Genomic DNA, 20018 nt, shown 5'->3' with positions numbered 1-20018 from the left:
GGGCTGCCGGGCACGGGGCAAACAATCTGGGGACGCGATACGGGACGAACCGTCAGAAAATGATGGTGTCGACACGTGCGCGGGGCATGAGTGAGCCGTCCGGTTCATCAGCTGGTGACGTGGTGGCGCGGCTGGTCTCGCTTCGGGGCGCGAGGCTCAGGAAGGGGCCCTCAGAAGGCGCACATTCGACACATACAACGAGCACCGGGCGTCATCGTCGCCTCGGTCGCAAGGGTGCGGCTGCTCGTCGTGGTCATGGGCCCAAGTAAAGCAGACGTCTCCCCTGACCGATCAATGACGTCCGGATAGCGGACGCATTCCGACCACATACCGGACGTCACCGGTCAGTGCCGACCTTCCGCCCCGAGGCTGGCAACCTGCCTCCGACCTGCGCCGACACGCACGTCCTGGGCTGTCCGGACCGCCCGGTCCGGAGTGCGGCGACGCGGTCCGCTGTGGTCAAGACCACGGTCGGTACACCGGGCGCGCGGGCAGTGCGCGGGGCCGCGGGAGGCAGGGGTGCGCGCATCGGGTCTTACGGCCCGTAATACCCTCGCTGCATGCTCGACGCCCTGACGGTCGCCATCGGCGTGGCCGCACTCGCCCTCGCCGCCTGGTGCGGCCACGCCGCATGGCGGGACCAGCCGACCAAGGACTGGCACTTCATCGGTATGGCCGTCGTGACCGTGCTGGTCCTGGTGCAGCTGGTGATCGGCGTGGTCGAGCTGGCCCAGGGCGAGAAGCCCGACGAGGGCACGGTGATCTTCGTGGCCTACCTGGTGGGGGCGTTCGCCGCGGTACCGGCGGCCGGGATGCTCTCGCTGACCGAGCGGACCAAGTGGGGATCGATCACGGTGGCGGCCGGCGCCGTCGTGCTCGCCGTCCTCGAAGTACGGCTCTACGACATCTGGGGAACCACCGGTGCCTGACTCCGACACGACGAGCGCCACGGGCGCCACCGCCACCGGGCGCAAGCGGCTGGTCTCCGGGCCCGGTCTGCTGCTGGTGTGGCTGTACGGGGTGATGGTGGTCGGCGCGGTCTCCCGCTCGGCCTTCCAGATCTCCACCGAGTTCGACCGGGCGCCGCTGGCCTACGCACTGTCCGCCGTGGCCGCGCTGGCCTACGCGTTCATCACGTACTCACTGGTGCGCGGCGGTGAGACGGCCCGCAAGGCGGCGCTGATCTGCTGCGCCGCCGAGCTGGCCGGCGTGCTGGCCGTGGGGACCTGGACGGTGGTGCGACCCGAGTCCTTCCCCGACACGACCGTGTGGTCCCAGTTCGGGATGGGCTACCTGTTCATCCCGGTGATCCTGCCGATCACCGGGATGCTCTGGCTGCGCAGGAGCCGAGAGGCCGCTACGCGCTGACCGTGAAGTCGGTCGGGTCCTTGGCTTCCTTCTCCAGGATCACCAGCTGGATGCCGTCGGAGGCGGTGCGGCCGCCGACCTTGACGTAGCCGGCCTTGCGGTAGAGGCGCAGGTTCGCCTCGCTCTTGTGCCCGGTGTGCAGGCGGAAGCGCGTGGTGCGGCCGGGGCTCGCCAGAGCCTCCTCGACCGCACGCAGCAGGCGCGCCCCGAGACCGTGACCCTGCAGGCGCGGGTGCACACAGAGCTTGGCGATCTTGCCGGTGCCGTCCTCGTCGACGTTGCCGCGCACGGTCCCGACGATCTCGTCGCCGAGCCGGGCCACCAGGACGGTGTCCGTCGCCAGCTCCCCCTTGAGGGAGTCCAGGGACTGGGTGAGCGGCTGGATGAGGTAGTTGCCGTACAGCTCGGCCTCCCGCTGGAAGGCCAGGTACTGCAGTTTGAAGATCTGCTCAGCGTCCTCGGCAGCCGCCGCCGAAATGGTCACGCTCATGCCCATGTGCGCATGCCTCCAGCTCACCTGGTAGCCCGTTGGTCTACCGCTCCTTTCCCCGCAGGCCAGGAGCCGCAACCTCTGCAGCCAGCATTCTGCGCAGACATCCCAGGCAACGGGAACGCACGGGCCCCAAACTTCCTTGTGAGATACCCAACTCTCCTGCGATTTCACGGTAAGTGAGGTCTCTGGGCGAAAGAAGTGCCTTCATCAGCTCGGGACAGCGTCCGGGCAACCGGGCGACCGCCGATCGGAGTGCGCGGTTCTCCTCGCCGTGCAGGAGGGCGTCTTCCGGCTCCGCCGCGGCGGCCGCGCCGGCCGGTGCGCTCCCGTCCACCGAGTGCTGGCGGTGGCCGTACGGGATCTCCCGGCGGGCCCGGCGCCGGGCGAGGCGGGCCTCCGCCCGGACCGCCCGGCGCAGCCACCGCGCGGGCTCCGCGGGTTGGGCCGGATCGGGGGCGTGGCGGCCGCTCTCCAGCAGCCTGACCCAGACGGCTTGTTCCAGGTCGGCCGCGTCCACTCCGGTGCCCGGGGCCTCGGCGGCCGCCTCGGCGGAGAGCAGCGGGCCCAGCTTGTCGAGGTAATCAGCCTTCAGCAGGTCCATGCCGGGCGGGACGAGCGGGCCGGGCCGGACGGTTTCCCCGCCGGGCCCGGCCCACTCGTACGGGAAGCGGCGCTCAGCGGTTGACGGGGCGTCGGCCCGGGCGGAAGGCCTCCGCCGCGAGCAGCCCGGTGTCCGGGTTGTCGGTGAAGATCCCGTCGATGCCCTGTTCGAAGTAGGTGCGGAAGGCGCCGAGGGCGTCCCCGTACGCGGTGGGGTCGGTCCCCTTGCGGTACTCGGCGGGCAGGAAGCTGTTCTCGTTGCGTGCCGTGTAGGGGTGCAGCAGCAGCCCGCGGGCGTGGGCGTCCTTCACCAGGGTGGTCGGGGCGCCGAGCTTGCCGGCCGCGTCGCGCGGGAGGATCAGGTCCATGGTCGGGCCGATGCCCTGGGCGAAGCCGGCGATCCACTTCAGCCCCTCGGGCTTGACCAGGTCCGCGACCGTGCGCGGGTCCTTGGCCACCTCGAAGTCCCACGGGCGGGTGCCTGCCGCGGAGAGCAGGACCACGCGGGGCGCGGAGACCAGCCGGGAGAGCCGCTGGATGCTGGAGGGCTCGAAGGACTGGAGGAAGACGGCGGCGCCCCGCCCGTCGCGCCCGTAGCGGCGCAGGAGCTTGGCGAGGGGCTCCTCCAGGCCGAGGCCCAGGCCCCGGAAGTAGGTGGGGTGCTTGGTCTCGACGTGCAGCCACACCCGCCTGCCGCGCCGCTTGCCCTCGCGGTCGGCCCAGCGGAGCACCTCTTCGAAGGTGGGTACGGCCCACTGGCCGTCGTAGAGCGTGTTGCGCTGGCGGACGGCGGGGATACGTTCCTTCGCGCGCAGGGTCCTCAGCTCGGCCAGGGTGAAGTCCTCGGTGAACCAGCCGGTGACCGCGACCCCGTCGACGGACTTGGTGGTGCGCCGGGAGGCGAATTCGGAGTGGTCGGCGACATCGGTGGTCCCGCCGATCTCGTTCTCGTGGCGGCACACCAGATGGCCGTCCCGGGTGGGGACCAGGTCCTGCTCGACCACGTCGGCGCCCAGGTCCAGGGCGAGCTGGTAGGAGCCGATCGTGTGCTCCGGGCGGTAGCCGCTGGCTCCGCGATGGCCGATGACCGTGGGGTGGGGGAGGTCCCGGAAGCCTCCGTCGCCGCGGCCGTCTCCGTACCCGTCGTCCGCGGCGGCGGAACCCGCCGTGAGTCCGGTGATCCCGGTCCCCGCCGCCAGGACGGCCGCCCCCAGGACCGTGCGCCGCGCTGCCCCACCCTGTGTCATGAGTGCCACTCCTCGTCGTGAACGCCGTGTCGCGCCCCGCGATCGGCGTGCCGATGGTAGGCAAAGGGGAGTGGCCGAGGAGGGTGCGGCGACGGCACATCCGGGGAACTTGGCGCAAACATGCGTCAACACTGCGTATCCGACACGTGAACCCGATGTGCGCGGGAAGCCGACCCGCGAGTATCGTCCTCACCTGCGCTACCGCCGTGTGGTGGGTGCGCGAACCGCTTTTCGATGCCGGAGGGCCCACGTTGTTCCGTACGAAGCTCATCAAAGCCACTGTCGGTCCGGTCATGCGCATGATGTTCCGCACCCGTGTGGAGGGCATCGAGAACATCCCCGGCTCCGGGCCGGTGATTCTGGCGGGCAACCACCTGACCTTCATCGACTCCATGATCCTGCCGCTGGTGTGCGACCGTACGGTCCACTTCATCGGCAAGGACGAGTACGTGACCGGCAAGGGGATCAAGGGCCGCGCCATGGCCTGGTTCTTCACCGGTTCCGGCATGATCCCCGTCGACCGTGACGGCGCCAACGGCGGCGTCGCGGCCCTAATGACCGGCCGCCGGATCCTCGAAGAGGGCAAGATCTTCGGCATCTACCCCGAGGGCACCCGCTCCCCCGACGGCCGCCTCTACCGTGGCCGCACCGGCATCGCCCGCCTGACCCTGATGACCGGCGCCCCCGTGGTGCCGTTCGCGGTGATCGGCACCGACAAGCTCCAGCCGGGCGGCGCCGGCATGCCGCGCCCGGGCCGGGTCACCATCCGCTTCGGCGAGCCGATGGAGTTCTCCCGCTACGAGGGCATGGACCGCGACCGCTACGTGCTGCGCGCCGTCACCGACTCGGTGATGGCCGAGGTCATGCGCCTCTCGGGCCAGGAGTACGTCGACATGTACGCCACCAAGGCGAAGGCCGCGTAGGCCCTCTCCTCACTGACGCTGGAGTGACCGGCTGACGCCCGCCGCCGTGGTGGTGGCGAGGATCCAGCCGGTCACGATCAGCAGGTACGACAGCCACTGGTGCCAGCCGCCCGGCGCGAAGGCCGCCTCCTGGCCGAAACTGACGATCGGCACCATCAGGTCGATCGTGTAGAAGACCGCGTTGAAGTCCGGCGCCTCCCCCGCCTTCAGGGCGCGCGGCGGGTCGATCCCGTACGCGATCGACCCGGTCATCAGCAGGGCCACCAGCCAGCCCGCCGCACGCAGCGGCCGGAAGCCGTAGCCGACGGTGACGTCCTGGAGCAGCCCCCATGCCCGGGCGGCCCGGGGCAGGGTGTGGCGGTGCCTGCGCAGCTTCGCGAGCTGGACGGTCCGGGCGGCCGCCTCGTCGCCCGCCGTACGGTAGGCCGCCGCGAGCTGTTCGTAGGCGTACGTGAGGTAGCCGGACTCCTCCCGCTCCAGGGCGGGCAGCCGCTGCTCGGCTGGGAGGTGCGGGGCGAGGGTGCGGTAGGTGAGGCCGTCGATGGCGATCCGCTCGGGCCAGGCCTGCGGGTCGATGTGGAGCAGGTCGACGGTGGACCGGCGCAGGTTCACGTCGCCCCGGACCGTTTCGCAGCGGCGCAGCCACAGCTCGCCTATGGCGCAGCTGGAGGCGCGCAGGGCGGTCCCGTCCGGGTTGGCGAGGTCGGCGCGGGTGAGGTTGGCCTGGCCGGGTATCCGGGAGCCGGTGAGGTTGACCATGCCGCGGGCCTGCATCCGGTGCGCGCGCAGGTCGGTGCCGACGGTCAGGTTCTCGGCGTGCAGGGCGATCCCGCCGGGGGCGAGCAGCCGGGCGCGGTCGAGCTGGATCTGGCCGCCGACGGTGGCCCCGTTGAGGCGGAGCTGGCCGTGCACGGTCAGGTCGTTCGCGATGATGTCGGTGTCGACCTCGACGTGGTTGAGCTGGAGCGGGGGCTCGTCCGCCTCCTCGCCGGCGGTGGGGCCGATCACGGCCCCCTGGAGGAAGAGGCCCCCGGAGATCTTGGAGCCCTGCAGCCGCACGGGGCCGGAGATCCGGCAGTGGGACAGGCGCAGGACCACGTCGACGCGCAGCGTGGAAGCGGTCAGGCCGGGCAGCGTGGAGTAGCCGAGGACCAGGGCGCGCAGCTGGGCCCCGTACATCAGGGGCTTGCGCTCGAACCAGCAGTCGCGCAGCCGGATGGGGTGGTCGATGACGGCGTAGCGCATGTCGAGCTCGCCCACGATCTTCGCGCCCTTGATCTTGAGGCCGGGGACCCGGCCCTGCACGGCGGGGCAGGCGCCCAGCAGGATGGCCCGCAGCACTTCGGCTCGCAGGGTGCGGTCGGGGCCCCAGTCGGCTCCGTCGGCGGAGCTGTCCTCGGGGGCGGCGCGGAAGTCGACCCCGTCGCCGCGCGGGAAGGCTTCCCAGACGCGGCGTTCCGCCGGGGTCAGATCGTTGATCTCCATCGCGGGGATGGTGTCCCGCAGTTCTACGAACTGTCAACTCCGGCCGGAACACCATCCCTTGCCCGGAAGCGCCGGAACGTCAGTGCTCGACGCCCTCCTGGAGCCGCTGGCCCCTCAACAGGAACCAGGCGGCCACGGCGGTGGCCAGCAGCACGGCCGCACCGACGCCGGAGGCGAGCCGCAGACCGTCCACGAAGGCGTCCTGGGCGGCGCCCACCATGACCTGGGCGGTGTGCGGGTCGAGCGTCTTGGCGGCCTCGACGGCCCCGCCGAGGGATTCGTGCGCGGCGTCGGCGACCGGGCCCGCGACCGAGGCCGGGGCGGTGAAGCTCTGGTAGACGCCGGTGACGATGGAGCCGAGCAGGGCGATGCCGAGGGCGGCGCCGAGTTCGTACGCCGTCTCGGAGACGGCGGAGGCCGAGCCGGCCTGCTCCTTGGGCACGCTGGAGAGGATCACGTCGGCGGTGACGGTGAAGGAGAAGCCGGCACCGAGGCCGACGACGAGCAGGGCCGCGCCGAGCAGCGGGTAGCCGCTCTCCTTGTGGATCAGGGTGAGCACGGCGAGGGCCAGGCCGATGGCGCCGAGGCCGCCGGCCACGATGGTCCGTACCGAGTACCGGCGGGCGTACCGGCCCGCGATCAGGCCGGTGACCACCGCGCCGATGGCGGCGGGCAGTTCGGCGAGGCCGGCCTCCAGCGGGTCGCGGCCCTGGACGAGCTGCAGGAACTGGGAGAGGAAGAAGACCAGTCCGGAGAGGCCGAAGACGGTGAGCAGGTCGGCGAGGACCGCGCCGGAGAAGCCGCGGTGCTTGAAGAGCCGCATGTCGAGCAGCGGGGACGGCAGGACGAACTGGCGGCGTACGAAGGCGTACAGGGCGCCCGCGCCGAGTGCCGCGGTGGCCGCGACCTCCCAGGTCACACCGTGGGTGGCGACTTCCTTGACGGCGTAGACCACGCTGATCACGCCGACGAGGGAGAGACCGACGCTGACGAGGTCCCAGGGGCCGGCGACCGGGTTCTTGGATTCGGGAAGCAGCTTGATTCCGACGACGACCAGGGCGATCATCACGGGGAGGTTGATCAGGAAGACCGAGCCCCACCAGAAGTGCTGGAGCAGGGCTCCGCCGACGACCGGGCCGACGGCCGCGCCGGCCGAGGCGGTGGCGCCCCAGATGCCGATCGCGAGGCTGCGCTCCTTGGGGTCGTGGAAGATGTTGCGGATCAGCGCGAGGGTGGACGGCATCAGGGTCGCACCGGCCACGCCCAGCAGGGCCCGGGCGACGATCATCATCTCGGGGCTGGTCGCGTAGGCGTTGAGCACGGACACGGCACCGAAGGCGGCGGCGCCGGTGAGCAGCAGCTTCTTGCGGCCGATGCGGTCACCGAGGCTGCCCATGGAGACCAGGAGTCCGGCGATGACGAAGGAGTAGATGTCGCCGATCCACAGCAGCTGGGTGCCGGACGGCTTGAGGTCTTCGGAAAGTGCGGGCGTGGCGAGGCCGAGTACGGTCGCGTCGACGGCGACCAGCAGCACGGCGAGCACCAGCACGCCCAGGGCGAGCCAGCGGCCGCGGCTCCTGGTCTCCGTCCCGGTCGGGCTGGTCAGCTGCTGGATGCTGCTCATTTCTCCACACTCCGTCTGGCGCCACCGAGCAACAGCTCGATGATCATGTACTGGAAGTCCTTGGCGGCGACCCGGCCGTCCATCACGGCCCAGGCGCAGGCGCCGACGAGGGCGTAGAGCGCCTCGGTGAGCCATGCGGGGCTCAGGTCGATCCGGATGTCGCCCTCTTCCTGGCCGCGCCGGAAGAGCGCGCTGACGCGGGCGTCGAGCCGGGCCCATCCCGCGTTGACCTCGTCGCCCTCGAACAGCTGGTTCTCGGTGACGAGGAAGGCCAGCAGCTGGGCGTTGGGCTCGGCCTCGGTGACGAGGCGCCTGATCGCCTCCACCGCGGTGCCCTCGTCGAGGCGGGCGTTGTCGAACGCCACCTCGAACTCCCGGATGCCGAGATCTTCGAGGGCCCGTACGAGGGCGTCGCGTCCGGCGAAGTGCCGGTGGAGGGTCGCGCGCCCGATGCCGGCGGCGCGGGCGACCTCGTCCATCGTGGCGGTCGACTTGCGGGAAAGCAGGGCGGCCGCAGCGCGGAGCACCTGGTCACGATCCATGGCCATGAGACAAGCATACCCCGAATGAGACGTCAGTGTCTCATTCTGTCGAAAAATGAGCTGCCGAGCGGTAGCCGGAACGGAATCCTGCCGAAATGAAGCCACTGCTGCTGATCGACGTCGACGGGCCCCTGAACCCCTACGCGGCCAAGGCACAGCGCCGCCCGGAGGGCTACAGCACCCACCGGATGCGCCCGACCGGATGGACGGAGGCCGAGCGGGCGAAGCCGCTGCGGGTGTGGCTCAATCACGCCCACGGGGCGGAGCTGCTCGCCCTCGCGGGCGCCTACGAACTGGTCTGGGCCACCACATGGAAGGACGAGGCGAACGACTGGATAGGCCCGCATCTGGGACTGCCCAGACTCCCCTTCGTCGACTGGCCGGTGATGCACGGCCGGGCGCCGCGCGGCACGTTCTGGAAGACCCAGTACATCCTCGAATACGCGGGCGGGCGGCCCTTCGCCTGGATCGACGACGACATCACGGCGATGGACCGCGAGTACGTCGACCAGCGCCACCCGGCACAGGCCCTGCTGATGCGCATCGACGAGCGGATCGGACTGGTCCGTGCGGACTTCGACGCCCTGGCCGCATGGGCCGCGTCATGATGTGACCACGCTTGGTGATTCGACCATCACTACCCGTGTTCACAGGACCGATGCGGACTGTGATCATTTGGAGTGACTGCGCCCCCGGATCCTTCCCCCGCCGGCCCCTGAGCCGGAAGTCTGCTCTCCAGTGAGCCCTTACCCGGGGCGGGTTCACCTGCACAGATTCCGTCTTCGGCAGGGAGAGAACCATGAACGCATCACGCAAGCTGGTCATCGGGGCCGCCGCCCTGGCACTGACGGTCGGCGGCGTCGTCGCCGTGTCCTCGGCGTCGGCCGAGCCGAGGGAGGCCCGACAGGCCGCGGCGATCACCACGGCCTGGGCGAAGATCTCCGCGAACGGACAGTTCCTGGGCGCGCAGGGCATCACCGGGACCGTCAACCACTTCGGCAACGGCCGCTACAACATCACCACGACGTCGAACCTCAACGGGTGCGCCCTCCTGGGCACCATCAACACCAACGGCGGCGCCGACCCCGGGCCGGGCAGCTCGTCCATCCTCGTCGGTCAGGTGAACGCGAACACCCTCTTCGTCCGCACCGCGACCCCGTCCTCCGGCGGCAACGCCGCCGTCGACAGCGACCGGCCGTTCTCGATCGGCGTCATCTGCCTGTAACGCCGAAAGGGCGGGGGAGCCCATCCGCTCCCCCGCCCCCGGCCACGCCCGGGACTACTGCTTGTGGGTCGCCCAGGCGTGCTGGATGACCAGGTCGGCCTTCAGCTCGGTGAGCTGGGTGGCGACCGCCGACGGGGCGGTGCCGCCGCGGCCGTTGCGTGAGGCCAGGGCGCCCTTGACGTTCAGGACGGTCCGGACCTCGGGGGTCAGGTGCTCCGAGATCTTCGCGAACTGGTCGTCCGTCAGCTGGTCGAGCTCGATGCCCTCGCCCTCGCAGACCTTGACGCATTCGCCGGCCACCTCGTGGGCCACCCGGAACGGCACGCCCTGCTTGACCAGCCACTCGGCGATGTCGGTGGCGAGCGAGAAGCCCGCCGGGGCCAGCTCCTCCATCCGCTCCCGGTTGACCGTGAGGGTCGCCATCATGCCGGTGAAGGCCGGCAGCAGGACCTCAAGGGTGTCGCAGGAGTCGAAAACGGGCTCCTTGTCCTCCTGGAGGTCCCTGTTGTACGCCAGGGGCAGCGCCTTGAGCGTGGCGAGCAGGCCCGTCAGATTGCCGATGAGGCGGCCCGACTTGCCGCGCGCCAGCTCCGCGATGTCCGGGTTCTTCTTCTGCGGCATGATCGACGACCCGGTCGAGAAGGCGTCGTGCAGCGTCACGAAGGAGAACTCCTTCGTGTTCCAGATGATGATCTCCTCCGCGATCCGGGAGAGGTTGATCCCGATCATCGCGGTGATGAAGGCGAACTCGGCGACGAAGTCGCGCGAGGCCGTGCCGTCGATCGAATTGCCGACCGAGCCCCGCTCGAAGCCCAGGTCGGCGGCGACCTGCTCCGGGTCCAGCCCCAGCGAGGAGCCGGCCAGGGCGCCCGAACCGTACGGGGAGACCGCGGTCCGGGTGTCCCACTGGCGCAGCCGCTCCGCGTCCCGGGACAGGGACTGCACGTGGGCCAGGACGTGGTGGGCGAAGAGCACCGGCTGTGCGTGCTGGAGGTGGGTCCGGCCCGGCATGGCCACGTCGTGATGCGTCTCGGCGAGGCCGACCAGCGCGTCCTGGAGGTCCGCGATCAGACCGCCGATGATCCGGCCGTGGTCGCGCAGGTACATCCGGAAGAGGGTGGCCACCTGGTCGTTGCGGGACCGGCCGGCGCGCAGCTTGCCGCCGAGCTCGGCGCCGAGGCGCTCCAGCAGGCCGCGCTCCAGGGCCGTGTGCACGTCCTCGTCGGCGATGGTGCCGGTGAAGGAGCCGTCGGCCACGTCGGCTTCGAGCTGGTCGAGTCCGGCGATCATGCGGTCGAGCTCTTCGGCCGTGAGCAGGCCGGCCTTGTGGAGCACGCGGGCGTGGGCACGGGAGCCCGCGATGTCGTACGGCGCGAGGCGCCAGTCGAAGTGGACCGACGCCGACAGCAGGGCCAGCGCCTCCGAAGGACCGTCGGCGAACCGGCCGCCCCAGAGCCGGACGTCACCCTTGTTGCTGCTCACAGCTACTGCTCCTCAAGACTGCATGGCTTTGACTGCTGGTAAGGCTCCGAGGGCCCGTAGGGCTCCGGATGTGCAACCGCCTCCCCGCCGCGGAGGTAACCGGGAGGCGGTCCGAACTGCTGGTCGGTCAGGCGAGGTCGCGGCGGGCCGCGATCTTCGAGGAGAGACCGAAGATCTCGATGAAGCCCTGGGCCTTGGACTGGTCGAAGGTGTCGCCCGAGTCGTAGGTCGCGAGGTTGAAGTCGTACAGCGACTCGTCCGACTTCCGGCCGGTGACGACGGCGCGGCCGCCGTGCAGGGTCATCCGGATGTCACCGGTGACGTGCTGGTTGGCCTCGTTGATGAAGCCGTCCAGGGCCCGCTTGAGCGGGGAGAACCACAGGCCGTCGTAGACCATCTCGCCCCAGCGCTGCTCGACCTGCCGCTTGTAGCGGGCCAGCTCGCGCTCGACGGTGACGTTCTCCAGCTCCTGGTGGGCCGTGATCAGTGCGATCGCACCCGGGGCCTCGTACACCTCACGGGACTTGATGCCCACGAGGCGGTCCTCGACGATGTCGATCCGGCCGATGCCCTGGGCTCCGGCGCGGTCGTTGAGCTGCTGGATGGCCTGCAGCACGGTGACGGGCTTGCCGTCGATGGCGACCGGGACGCCCTCCTTGAAGGAGATGACGACCTCGTCGGCCTCGCGCGGCAGGGCCGGGTTCGAGGTGTACTCGTAGATGTCCTCGATCGGGGCGTTCCAGATGTCCTCCAGGAAGCCCGTCTCGACGGCGCGTCCGAAGACGTTCTGGTCGATGGAGTACGGGGACTTCTTGGTGGTCGCGATCGGGAGCTGCTTCTCCTCGCAGAAGGCGATCGCCTTGTCCCGGGTCATCGCGTAGTCACGGACCGGGGCGATGCACTTGAGGTCCGGGGCGAGGGCGACGATGCCCGCCTCGAAGCGGACCTGGTCGTTGCCCTTGCCGGTGCAGCCGTGGGCGACGGTCGTGGCGCCGTGCTTCTTGGCGGCGGCGACCAGGTGCTTGACGATGGCCGGCCGGGAGAGCGCCGAGACCAGCGGGTACCGGTCCATGTAGAGGGCGTTCGCCTTGATCGCCGGGAGGCAGTACTCATTGGCGAACTCGTCGGACGCGTCGGCGACCTCGGCCTCGACCGCACCGCAGTCGAGCGCGCGCTTGCGGATGACGTCCAGGTCCTCGCCGCCCTGGCCGACGTCCACGGCAACGGCGATGACCTCGGCGCCCGTCTCCTCGGCGATCCAGCCGATGGCGACGGAGGTGTCCAGGCCGCCCGAGTAGGCGAGTACGACGCGCTCGGTCACGGGTTTCTCCTTACGGTGCATTCAACGACAGGCATAACTATGCACTACTCCGTATGTTTCGTCAATCGAGCCACGCCGAGCCCCCTGACCAGCGGAAATATCGGAGGCGCAAGGGCCGTCCCCTTGCCTAACCTGGGCGGTGACGACAACAGGGGGAGGCCGCATGAGCGCCAGACGGGAACGGGCCATACGGGCGGGGCATGCGAGCGCGGAGCGGCTGATGGACGGCGGGCACCCCGGCCACACCCCGGTGCCGCTCCCCGAAGGCGTGGCCGACACGTGGATCGCCTTCGACCAGGCGGTACGCGACATCCGCCGCTACCGGTACGAGACCTCCTGCATCGGCGACGACGTGGTGGCCCTGTGCCATCCCGACGGCTACGTCCGCGAAGGCGCGCTCCGGTCGCCGGATCCGGTGCTCGAACTCGTCGCGATCCGCTGCACCGACTGGGTCCCGGCCGTACGGGAACAGGCCCGGCGCGTGCTGCGCGCCGTGCTGGACGCCGACCCCGCGGGCACGGTGCGCCGCCTGACCCCGCTCCTGCTACGGCTGGGCCGCCGTGAGCACGGCGCCTGGGCCGCCGCACTGCTCCCCGCGGCACTGCGCGGCGCGTCGCTGCGGGCCGAGCTCCGCGAGAGCGCGGACCTGCCGACCCGGCGGTTCGCCGCGCGGCTCTCGCTGGAGAGCGGGGAGTTCGGCGTACGGGAGCTCGCCCGGCTGGCAGCCGTGGAACTGGACCCTCCGACCGCCCGGATGTGGGCGGACGCCACGCTCGCCGCGCTGGCCGCCGACGGGCCGGACGACCGGGCCGTCGACCTCCTGCTCGGCGCCCACATCCCGATGGTCCGCGCCTCCGGGGTCACCGCCCTGCGCGGGGCCGGGCGGGCCGCCGAGGCGGGGGTGTACCTGACCGACCGCTCCGGGCTGGTCCGGGCCTGCGCCCGCTGGCTGGTCCGCCAGGACGGCGGCGACCCGTACGCCTTCTACCGCGAGCTGGTCACGGACCCGGCCCGGGTGACTCCGTACGCGGTGAGCGGCTTCGCCGAGTGCGCCCGCCGCGAGGACGGGCCGCTGCTCCGCGCCCTGCTGGAGCACCCCGGCGGCCCGGTGCGGGCCGCCGCCGTCGCCGGGCTGCGCCTGCTGGACGCGGAAGACGAGCGGCTGCTGCGGTCGCTGCTCGACGACCCCTCGCCGGCGGTGGCCCGCGAGGTCTCCCGCGGCCTGCGTGCCACCGCAGGGCCGCTGCCCGCCGACTGGCTGATGGCACGGGTCGCCCCCGAGCGTCCGACGCACACCCGCCGGGCCGCCTTCCACCTGCTGCGGGCCCAGGGCGGCATCGCCTCGCTGCGGGCCGCCGTCACCCTGCTGGACGTACGGGATCCGGGTCTGCGCGAGCTGGCCGAGGGCACCGTGCGGGAATGGAACTGGCAGGGCTCCCTCCAGGCGGGCTGGGCGGATCCTGCCGAGCTCGGCGCTCTGCTGGAGCGGTCCGCGCACCTCTTCGACATCCACCAACTGGCCCCGCTCCTCGACCGGTTGCCATTCACCGAAACGGGCCGGCCCGAGCGCACGGCCCGGCCGGCCCGATAATGGGAGCATGGGAAAGCTCTACGAACGAATAGACGGCCGGCTGCGCACGTTCATCGAGGAACAGCCGATCTTCTTCACCGCGACCGCCCCGCTCACGGGTGACGGTCATGTCAACCTCTCCCCCAAGGGCCGCGCCGGAACGCTCGTCGTCATCGACGAGCAGACCCTCGCCTACCTGGACTTCGGGGGCAGCGGCGCCGAGACCATCGCCCACATCCGGGAGAACGGCCGGATCACCCTGATGTGGTGCGCGTTCTCCGGGCCGCCCAACATCGTGCGCATCCACGGCGAGGGCGAGGCGGTCTTCCGCGACGATCCGCGCTGGGGCGAGCTGATCGCCCTGTTCGGCGAGGCCGACGGGCCGGCGGCACGGGCGGTCGTCCTGGTCCACGCCCGCCGGATCGCCGATGTCTGCGGGTACGCCGTCCCCCTGATGGAGTACCAGGGCGAGCGGACCCTGCACGCGGAGTACTTCGGGCGCAAGACGGACGAGGAGTTCGCCGCGTACTGCGAGAAGAAGGAGTTCATCGGATCGAGCCTCGACGGCCTGCCTGCGCTGCCGCTGCCCCTTCCGCCCCGTACCGTCTGACATGTGCTGCGTACCGCTGTAGTCACCGTCTCACTGATCGTCACGACCCTGCTCCCGCAGGGCCCCGCGCCTCTGCCCGACCGCCTCGCCGACACCGGCGGAGGCAGTCAGCTGATCACCGCCGTAGCGCCCGCGCCCGGATCCACGACCGGCCAGTTGATCTGGTGGGAGCGGTGGGCCGGGCGCTGGCACCGGTCCGGGAGCGCGCCCGCCCGCTTCGGCGCGAACGGCCTCGCCGAGGGGGCGACCCGGACCCAGGGCACCAGCACGACGCCCACGGGCCTCTTCGAACTCCCCTACGCCTTCGGGATCCGGCGCGCACCGGCCGGCACGGACCACGTCTACCGGCGGGTGAGCCGCGACTCCTGGTGGTGCCAGGACAACGCGTCCGCCCACTACAACCGCTGGGTCGAGCCGCTGCCCGCGGACTGCGCGCCGGGCGAGGCCGAGCACCTGGTGACGTACGAGAAGCAGTACGCGCACGCGCTGGTGATCGCCTTCAACTACGACCGGCCCGTACGCGGCCGGGGCGCCGGGATCTTCCTGCACGTCAACGGCAAGGGCGCGACGGCCGGTTGCGTGTCCGTGCCCGAGCGGGCCATGCGGGCGATCCTGCGCTGGGCGGACCCGCGCCGCCGTCCGCACATCGCGATCGGCACGGAGGAGGGGCCGCTCGCCGTCACCCGCTACTAGGCGGTCCCGGGGCCCCGGGCTCGTCCTCGTCGGCGGCCCGGTACTCGTACGCGTCCTCCCACCAGACCTTGTCGTCCAGCCACTCGTCGTCGTCTTCGTCCTCGTCGACGTTCTCCTCGACGATCCGGTCGGCGCCGCGCCACCTGCCGCGGTCTTCGATGCTCCGCAGGACGTGGGACCGCCGCTGTTCGTCCAGCGCCGCGAAAGCCGGGTGCGGCTCGGCGCGGATCAGGTCGCCCAGCGGGTCGCCGCACTCCGTACGCTCCCGGACCACCCTGCCGGCCTTCTCGGCCAGCAGCAGCGCCGAGAGACCGAGGGCGGCCACCACGGCGCAGGCCCATTCCCGCAGACCGTGCGGGCGACCGGTCACCAGCAGCGCGCTCGCGAGGAGCCAGAACAACATCACCAGGGCGATGCCCACACAAGTGCAGCAGGCCAGGAAGATGTTCCCCCGGCCGTCGGGCATCCGCGGGAGCTCGGGCAGCAGGGCCTCCCCTTCGCTCCGGTACGCGCTGCGGCGCTGCAGGTACTCCTCGTCGCTCCGGTCGATCCAGCCGGTCGACACGGGCTCGGGATCGTGCCGGCGTACGGCGTCCAACAGGGCGGCGGGCAGCGGGTGGGCGGGGGCCCGGGCCGGGTCGCGGCCCTGCTCGGTCAGGAACGCGGCACCCTCTTCGTCGATCCGGAGGTACCCGGCGAGGACGAGTTCGGCGGCGGCCGCCTCGGTCGCCTCTTGCCGCAACAGGGCCATGTGGTACGGCTCCAGCTCGACGGCGGCGACGAGCCGGAGCGTCCGGCTGCGGACCCGCGCGCGGCGCCACCACAGCAGGGCGATGGGCCCGTAGACGGCGGCGGTCACGGCGGACACCAGTATGGCGAGGGCGAGTTGGCGCACGCCTGAGGCTATGTCGGCGAACGCCGCCGCGGCACCGGGATTTCCGGCGCCCCGGACCTCCCCGCCGACCCGTCCCGCTCAGCTCTCCTTCTGCGCCAGCCGCAGCAGGTGGTCGGCCAGGGCCTGGCCGCCCGCCGGGTCCCGGCTGATCAGCATCAGGGTGTCGTCGCCCGCGATCGTGCCGAGGATCGCGCGGAGTTCGGCCTGGTCGATCGCCGAGGCGAGGAACTGCGCGGCACCCGGCGGGGTGCGCAGGACCACGAGGTTCGCGGAGGCCTCCGCCGAGATCAGCAGTTCCCCGGAGAGGCGCCGCATGCGCTCCTCCTTCGCGGACTCGCCGAGCGGGGCCTGCGGGGTGCGGAATCCGCCCTCGCTGGGTACCGCGTAGATCAGCTCGCCGCCGGTGTTGCGGATCTTCACCGCGCCCAGCTCGTCGAGGTCGCGCGAGAGCGTCGCCTGGGTGACGCTCAGCCCGTCGTCGGCGAGCAGCTTGGCCAGCTGGCTCTGGGAGCGGACCGGCTGCCGGTTGAGGATGTCCACGATCCGGCGGTGACGCGCGGTGCGGGTCTGCGGGACGGCCTGGCCGCCTTGCTCGTTGTCCTGCGCCTGACTCATCGTCGTCTCATTCTCCGGATCCGTCCCCGCCTGCTGCGTCAAGGATGCCGGGCAGGGCCCGGAGGAACGCGTCCGCCTCGGCCTCGGTGAGTACGTACGGGGGCATGAGCCGTACGACGTCGGGGGCGGGCGCGTTGACCAGGAAGCCGGCATCCTGAGCCGCCTGCTGCACCCGGGCGGCGAGCGGCTCGGTCAGCACGATACCCAGCAGCAGACCGGAGCCGCGGACGTGGGAGACCAGGGCGTGGCCCGTGCCCTCGATCCCCGAGCGCAGCCGCTCACCGCGCGCCTTGACCTGGTCGAGCAGCCCGCCCGTGGCGATCGTGTCGATGACGGCGAGGCCGGCCGCGCAGGCGACCGGGTTCCCGCCGAAGGTGGTGCCGTGCTGGCCCGGCTGGAGCAGGTCGGCGACGGGGCCGAAGGCGACCGCCGCGCCGATGGGCAGGCCGCCGCCCAGCCCCTTGGCGAGGGTGACGATGTCGGGCTCGACGTCCTCGTGGGCCTGGTGCTCGAACCACTGGCCGCACCGGCCGATGCCGGTCTGGACCTCGTCGAGGACGAGCAGGGTGCCGGTGGCGCGGGTGATCGCGCGGGCGGCCGTCAGGTATCCGGCGGGGGGTACGACGACGCCGTTCTCGCCCTGGATCGGCTCGATGACGACGAGCGCGGTCTCCTCGGTGACGGCGGCCCGCAGGGCCTCCACGTCACCGAACGGGACGTGCGTGACATCGCCCGGCAGCGGCCGGAAGGGCTCCTGCTTCTTCGGCTGGCCGGTGAGCGCGAGGGCGCCCATGGTCCGGCCGTGGAAGCCGCCGTCGGTGGCGACCATGTGGGTGCGCCCGGTCAGCCGGCCGATCTTGAAGGCGGCCTCGATGGACTCGGCGCCCGAGTTGCAGAAGAAGACCTTGCCGGGGCGGCCGAAGAGCTGAAGCAGCCGCTCGCCGAGCGCGACGACCGGCTCGGAGACGAAGAGGTTGGAGACGTGGCCGAGCGTGGAGATCTGCTCGGTCACGGCGGCCACGATCGCCGGGTGGGCGTGCCCGAGGGCGTTGACCGCGATGCCGCCGACGAAGTCGGTGTACTGCTTGCCGTCGGCGTCCCAGACCTGGGCGCCCTCGCCGCGTACGAGCGCGATCGCGGGGGTGCCGTAGTTGTTGGCCAGCGCGCCCTGCCAGCGAGCGCCGTACTCCTGGTTGCCGGTGCCCTTCGTCATTCCGTTCCCCCTGACTGGTGGTCGGGCACGACCATCGTGCCGATGCCGGAGTCCGTGAAGATCTCCAGCAGGATCGAGTGCTGGACCCGCCCGTCGAGCACGCGGGCGGTGTTCACGCCGTTGCGCACGGCGTGCAGGCAGCCCTCCATCTTGGGCACCATGCCGCTGGACAGCTCGGGCAGCAGTTTCTCCAGCTCGCTGACCGTGAGCTTGCTGATGACCTCGTCGCTGTGCGGCCAGTCCGCGTAGAGGCCTTCCACGTCGGTGAGGACCATCAGCGTCTCGGCGCCCAGGGCGGCGGCGAGCGCAGCCGCCGCCGTGTCGGCGTTCACGTTGTAGACGTGGTGGTCGTCGGCGCTGCCGGCGATGGAGGAGATGACCGGGATCCGGCCGTCGGCCAGCAGGGCCTCGATGGCGCCGGTGTCGATGGAGGTGATCTCCCCGACCCGGCCGATGTCGATGACCTCGCCGCCGATCTCCGGGCTGTGCTTGGTCGCGATCATGGTGCGGGCGTCCTCGCCGGTCATGCCGACGGCGAGCGGTCCGTGCTGGTTCAGCAGTCCGACCAGTTCGCGCTGGACGTGGCCCGCCAGGACCATCCGTACGACGTCCATGGCCTCGGGGGTCGTGACGCGCAGCCCCGCCTTGAACTCGCTGACCAGGCCCTGCTTGTCGAGCTGGGCGTTGATCTGGGGGCCGCCGCCGTGCACGACGACCGGCTTCAGGCCGGCCTGGCGCAGGAAGACCACGTCCTGGGCGAAGGCGGCCTTGAGGTCCTCGTCGATCATGGCGTTGCCGCCGAACTTGATGACGACGATCTTGCCGTTGTGGCGGGTGAGCCACGGCAGGGCCTCGATGAGGATCTGCGCCTTGGGCAGGGCGGTGTGCTTGCGGGCGGTGCCGCCGGAGGTGCCGGGCTGGCCGGCCTTCTCGTCGCTCATGAGGAGTAGGCGCTGTTCTCGTGGACGTACTCGGCGGTCAGGTCGTTGCCCCAGATCACGGCGGACTCGCTGCCGTTGGCCAGGTCGGCGGTGATGCGGACCTCGCGGCCCTTCATGGAGACCAGGTCGCGGTCGTCGCCGACCGATCCGTTGCGGCAGACCCAGACGTCGTTGATGGCGACGTTCAGGCGGTCCGGGTCGAAGGCGGCCTTGGTGGTGCCGATCGCGGAGAGCACCCGGCCCCAGTTCGGGTCCTCGCCGTGGATGGCGCACTTGAGCAGGTTGTTCCGGGCGATGGACCGGCCGACCTCGACCGCGTCGTCCTCGGTGAGCGCACCGATGACCTCGATGCGGATGTCCTTGCTGGCGCCCTCGGCGTCGCCGATGAGCTGGCGGGCCAGGTCGTCGCAGACCTTGCGCACGGCCTCCGCGAACTCCTCGTACGCCGGCACCTGGCCGGAGGCACCGGAGGCGAGCAGCAGCACCGTGTCGTTGGTGGACATGCAGCCGTCGGAGTCGACCCGGTCGAAGGTGGTGCGGGTGGCGGCGCGCAGCGCCTTGTCGAGGGTGGCGCTGTCCAGGTCGGCGTCGGTGGTGAGGACGACGAGCATGGTGGCCAGGCCCGGGGCGAGCATGCCCGCGCCCTTGGCCATGCCTCCGACGGTCCAGCCGCCCTGCGAGACGGTGGCCGTCTTGTGCACGGTGTCGGTGGTCTTGATGGCGATGGCGGCGGCCTCGCCGCCGTCCTCGGACAGGGCCGCGGCCGCCGTCTCGATACCGGGGAGCAGCTTGTCCATGGGGAGCAGGACGCCGATCAGGCCGGTGGAGGCGACCGCGATCTCGCCGGCGTTGAAGTCCCCGCCGAGCACCTGCGCGACCTTCTCCGCGGTGGCGTGGGTGTCCTGGAAGCCCTTGGGGCCGGTGCAGGCGTTGGCGCCGCCGGAGTTCAGGACGACCGCGCTGACGGCGGCGCCCCGCAGGACCTGCTCGGACCAGTGCACGGGCGCGGCCTTGACGCGGTTGGAGGTGAAGACGCCCGCGGCGGCCAGACTCGGCCCGTTGTTGACCACGAGGGCCAGGTCGGGGTTGCCGTTGGCCTTGATCCCGGCGGCGATGCCCGCTGCCGTGAATCCCTGTGCTGCCGTGACGCTCACTGCGTGCTCCTGTTCGC

21 protein-coding genes are annotated in these 20018 nt (G+C 71.3%); 8 read left to right on the top strand and 13 right to left on the bottom strand.

Going from position 1 to position 20018, the window contains the following annotated elements; translation table 11 throughout:
• Positions 1 to 560: 560 nt before the first annotated feature.
• Positions 561 to 929, top strand: coding sequence for a hypothetical protein (locus KO717_RS29045; RefSeq protein ID WP_301372300.1), 369 nt, complete (start codon positions 561 to 563; stop codon positions 927 to 929).
• Entirely contained in the window at positions 922 to 1368 is a 447-nt protein-coding gene (locus KO717_RS29040) for a hypothetical protein (protein ID WP_301372299.1), read from the top strand. The genes KO717_RS29045 and KO717_RS29040 overlap by 8 nt, the downstream gene beginning before the upstream one ends.
• On the opposite strand, the gene KO717_RS29035 is transcribed toward KO717_RS29040, so the two are convergent.
• The 3 genes from KO717_RS29035 to KO717_RS29025 all read right to left on the bottom strand — a co-directional run bounded on the left by KO717_RS29035 (position 1358) and on the right by KO717_RS29025 (position 3708).
• Positions 1358 to 1864 (bottom strand): GNAT family N-acetyltransferase, encoded by a 507-nt coding sequence (locus tag KO717_RS29035; protein ID WP_301372298.1) that lies wholly within the window; start codon positions 1862 to 1864, stop codon positions 1358 to 1360. The two genes, KO717_RS29040 and KO717_RS29035, sit on opposite strands and share 11 nt — an antisense overlap.
• 37 nt (positions 1865 to 1901) lie before the next feature.
• The gene (locus KO717_RS29030) at positions 1902 to 2462 is read right to left on the bottom strand and encodes a sigma-70 family RNA polymerase sigma factor (protein WP_301372296.1); all 561 of its coding nucleotides are present in this window, start codon (positions 2460 to 2462) and stop codon (positions 1902 to 1904) included.
• Between the two features lie 73 nt (positions 2463 to 2535).
• A complete protein-coding gene (locus KO717_RS29025) occupies positions 2536 to 3708 on the bottom strand; it encodes a glycerophosphodiester phosphodiesterase (protein WP_301372295.1) in 1173 nt (390 codons plus the stop codon).
• Positions 3709 to 3863: 155 nt separating this feature from the next.
• Between KO717_RS29025 and KO717_RS29020 the strand changes: the two genes are divergently transcribed.
• Positions 3864 to 4631, top strand: a complete 768-nt coding sequence (locus KO717_RS29020; RefSeq protein ID WP_301374838.1) for a lysophospholipid acyltransferase family protein — start codon at positions 3864 to 3866, stop codon at positions 4629 to 4631.
• Positions 4632 to 4640: 9 nt separating this feature from the next.
• On the opposite strand, the gene KO717_RS29015 is transcribed toward KO717_RS29020, so the two are convergent.
• The 3 genes from KO717_RS29015 to KO717_RS29005 form a co-directional block, all read right to left on the bottom strand.
• Positions 4641 to 6116 (bottom strand): membrane-associated oxidoreductase, encoded by a 1476-nt coding sequence (locus KO717_RS29015; protein WP_301372294.1) that lies wholly within the window; start codon positions 6114 to 6116, stop codon positions 4641 to 4643.
• Positions 6117 to 6195: 79 nt separating this feature from the next.
• Positions 6196 to 7740, bottom strand: a complete 1545-nt coding sequence (locus tag KO717_RS29010; RefSeq protein ID WP_301372293.1) for an MFS transporter — start codon at positions 7738 to 7740, stop codon at positions 6196 to 6198.
• Positions 7737 to 8288 (bottom strand): TetR/AcrR family transcriptional regulator, encoded by a 552-nt coding sequence (locus tag KO717_RS29005; RefSeq protein ID WP_301372292.1) that lies wholly within the window; start codon positions 8286 to 8288, stop codon positions 7737 to 7739. Before KO717_RS29005 ends, KO717_RS29010 begins: the two co-directional genes overlap by 4 nt.
• 89 nt (positions 8289 to 8377) lie before the next feature.
• On the opposite strand from KO717_RS29005, the gene KO717_RS29000 reads away from it, so the two are divergent.
• A complete protein-coding gene (locus KO717_RS29000; protein ID WP_301372291.1) occupies positions 8378 to 8890 on the top strand; it encodes an HAD domain-containing protein in 513 nt (170 codons plus the stop codon).
• A 191-nt stretch (positions 8891 to 9081) separates the two neighbouring features.
• Positions 9082 to 9507, top strand: a complete 426-nt coding sequence (locus KO717_RS28995) for a hypothetical protein (protein WP_301372290.1) — start codon at positions 9082 to 9084, stop codon at positions 9505 to 9507.
• Between the two features lie 54 nt (positions 9508 to 9561).
• Here the strand turns inward: KO717_RS28995 and argH are convergent, their stop codons facing one another.
• On the bottom strand, positions 9562 to 10989 hold the full coding sequence (argH, locus tag KO717_RS28990) for an argininosuccinate lyase (RefSeq protein WP_301372289.1): 1428 nt from the start codon (positions 10987 to 10989) through the stop codon (positions 9562 to 9564).
• Between the two features lie 127 nt (positions 10990 to 11116).
• Positions 11117 to 12310: an argininosuccinate synthase gene (locus KO717_RS28985; protein ID WP_030009472.1), complete on the bottom strand. Its 1194-nt coding sequence runs from the start codon at positions 12308 to 12310 to the stop codon at positions 11117 to 11119.
• A gap of 163 nt (positions 12311 to 12473) precedes the next feature.
• Between KO717_RS28985 and KO717_RS28980 the strand changes: the two genes are divergently transcribed.
• From KO717_RS28980 to KO717_RS28970, 3 genes are read left to right on the top strand one after another with little or no spacing between them, the layout of a single operon-like run.
• On the top strand, positions 12474 to 13901 hold the full coding sequence (locus KO717_RS28980) for a HEAT repeat domain-containing protein (protein WP_301372288.1): 1428 nt from the start codon (positions 12474 to 12476) through the stop codon (positions 13899 to 13901).
• Positions 13902 to 13908: 7 nt separating this feature from the next.
• The gene (locus KO717_RS28975; RefSeq protein WP_301372287.1) at positions 13909 to 14490 is read left to right on the top strand and encodes a pyridoxamine 5'-phosphate oxidase family protein; all 582 of its coding nucleotides are present in this window, start codon (positions 13909 to 13911) and stop codon (positions 14488 to 14490) included.
• 6 nt (positions 14491 to 14496) lie between these two features.
• Positions 14497 to 15183, top strand: coding sequence for a L,D-transpeptidase family protein (locus KO717_RS28970; protein WP_437184662.1), 687 nt, complete (start codon positions 14497 to 14499; stop codon positions 15181 to 15183).
• Here KO717_RS28970 and KO717_RS28965 read toward each other — a convergent pair.
• From KO717_RS28965 to argJ, 5 genes are all read right to left on the bottom strand, one after another.
• Positions 15170 to 16078: a hypothetical protein gene (locus tag KO717_RS28965; protein ID WP_301372286.1), complete on the bottom strand. Its 909-nt coding sequence runs from the start codon at positions 16076 to 16078 to the stop codon at positions 15170 to 15172. The genes KO717_RS28970 and KO717_RS28965 overlap by 14 nt on opposite strands.
• A 78-nt stretch (positions 16079 to 16156) precedes the next feature.
• Positions 16157 to 16693, bottom strand: coding sequence for an arginine repressor (locus KO717_RS28960; RefSeq protein ID WP_030010023.1), 537 nt, complete (start codon positions 16691 to 16693; stop codon positions 16157 to 16159).
• Between the two features lie 7 nt (positions 16694 to 16700).
• Positions 16701 to 17906 carry an acetylornithine transaminase gene (locus KO717_RS28955; RefSeq protein ID WP_301372285.1) on the bottom strand — a complete coding sequence of 402 codons (1206 nt, stop codon included), beginning with the start codon at positions 17904 to 17906 and terminating at the stop codon, positions 16701 to 16703.
• On the bottom strand, positions 17903 to 18847 hold the full coding sequence (gene argB, locus KO717_RS28950) for an acetylglutamate kinase (RefSeq protein ID WP_301372284.1): 945 nt from the start codon (positions 18845 to 18847) through the stop codon (positions 17903 to 17905). Before argB ends, KO717_RS28955 begins: the two co-directional genes overlap by 4 nt.
• A complete protein-coding gene (gene argJ, locus KO717_RS28945; RefSeq protein WP_301372283.1) occupies positions 18844 to 20001 on the bottom strand; it encodes a bifunctional glutamate N-acetyltransferase/amino-acid acetyltransferase ArgJ in 1158 nt (385 codons plus the stop codon). The genes argB and argJ overlap by 4 nt, the downstream gene beginning before the upstream one ends.
• Positions 20002 to 20018: the final 17 nt, after the last annotated feature.

Origin of the sequence: Streptomyces xanthophaeus (genome assembly GCF_030440515.1) — a bacterium.
GTDB lineage: Bacteria > Actinomycetota > Actinomycetes > Streptomycetales > Streptomycetaceae > Streptomyces > Streptomyces kutzneri.
This window is presented reverse-complemented; position numbering and strand designations above follow the sequence as displayed.

Excerpts from the sequence above, each read along its gene's own strand:
- KO717_RS29045 (WP_301372300.1), top strand. The coding sequence starts at position 561 with ATGCTCGACGCCCTGACGGTCGCCATCGGCGTGGCCGCACTCGCCCTC.
- KO717_RS29035 (WP_301372298.1), bottom strand. The coding sequence starts at position 1,864 with ATGGGCATGAGCGTGACCATTTCGGCGGCGGCTGCCGAGGACGCTGAG.
- KO717_RS29030 (WP_301372296.1), bottom strand. The coding sequence starts at position 2,462 with ATGGACCTGCTGAAGGCTGATTACCTCGACAAGCTGGGCCCGCTGCTC.
- KO717_RS29025 (WP_301372295.1), bottom strand. The coding sequence starts at position 3,708 with ATGACACAGGGTGGGGCAGCGCGGCGCACGGTCCTGGGGGCGGCCGTC.
- KO717_RS29020 (WP_301374838.1), top strand. The coding sequence starts at position 3,864 with ATGTGCGCGGGAAGCCGACCCGCGAGTATCGTCCTCACCTGCGCTACC.
- KO717_RS29015 (WP_301372294.1), bottom strand. The coding sequence starts at position 6,116 with ATGGAGATCAACGATCTGACCCCGGCGGAACGCCGCGTCTGGGAAGCC.
- KO717_RS29010 (WP_301372293.1), bottom strand. The coding sequence starts at position 7,740 with ATGAGCAGCATCCAGCAGCTGACCAGCCCGACCGGGACGGAGACCAGG.
- KO717_RS29005 (WP_301372292.1), bottom strand. The coding sequence starts at position 8,288 with ATGGCCATGGATCGTGACCAGGTGCTCCGCGCTGCGGCCGCCCTGCTT.
- KO717_RS29000 (WP_301372291.1), top strand. The coding sequence starts at position 8,378 with ATGAAGCCACTGCTGCTGATCGACGTCGACGGGCCCCTGAACCCCTAC.
- KO717_RS28995 (WP_301372290.1), top strand. The coding sequence starts at position 9,082 with ATGAACGCATCACGCAAGCTGGTCATCGGGGCCGCCGCCCTGGCACTG.
- KO717_RS28980 (WP_301372288.1), top strand. The coding sequence starts at position 12,474 with ATGAGCGCCAGACGGGAACGGGCCATACGGGCGGGGCATGCGAGCGCG.
- KO717_RS28975 (WP_301372287.1), top strand. The coding sequence starts at position 13,909 with ATGGGAAAGCTCTACGAACGAATAGACGGCCGGCTGCGCACGTTCATC.
- KO717_RS28960 (WP_030010023.1), bottom strand. The coding sequence starts at position 16,693 with ATGAGTCAGGCGCAGGACAACGAGCAAGGCGGCCAGGCCGTCCCGCAG.
- KO717_RS28955 (WP_301372285.1), bottom strand. The coding sequence starts at position 17,906 with ATGACGAAGGGCACCGGCAACCAGGAGTACGGCGCTCGCTGGCAGGGC.
- argB (WP_301372284.1), bottom strand. The coding sequence starts at position 18,847 with ATGAGCGACGAGAAGGCCGGCCAGCCCGGCACCTCCGGCGGCACCGCC.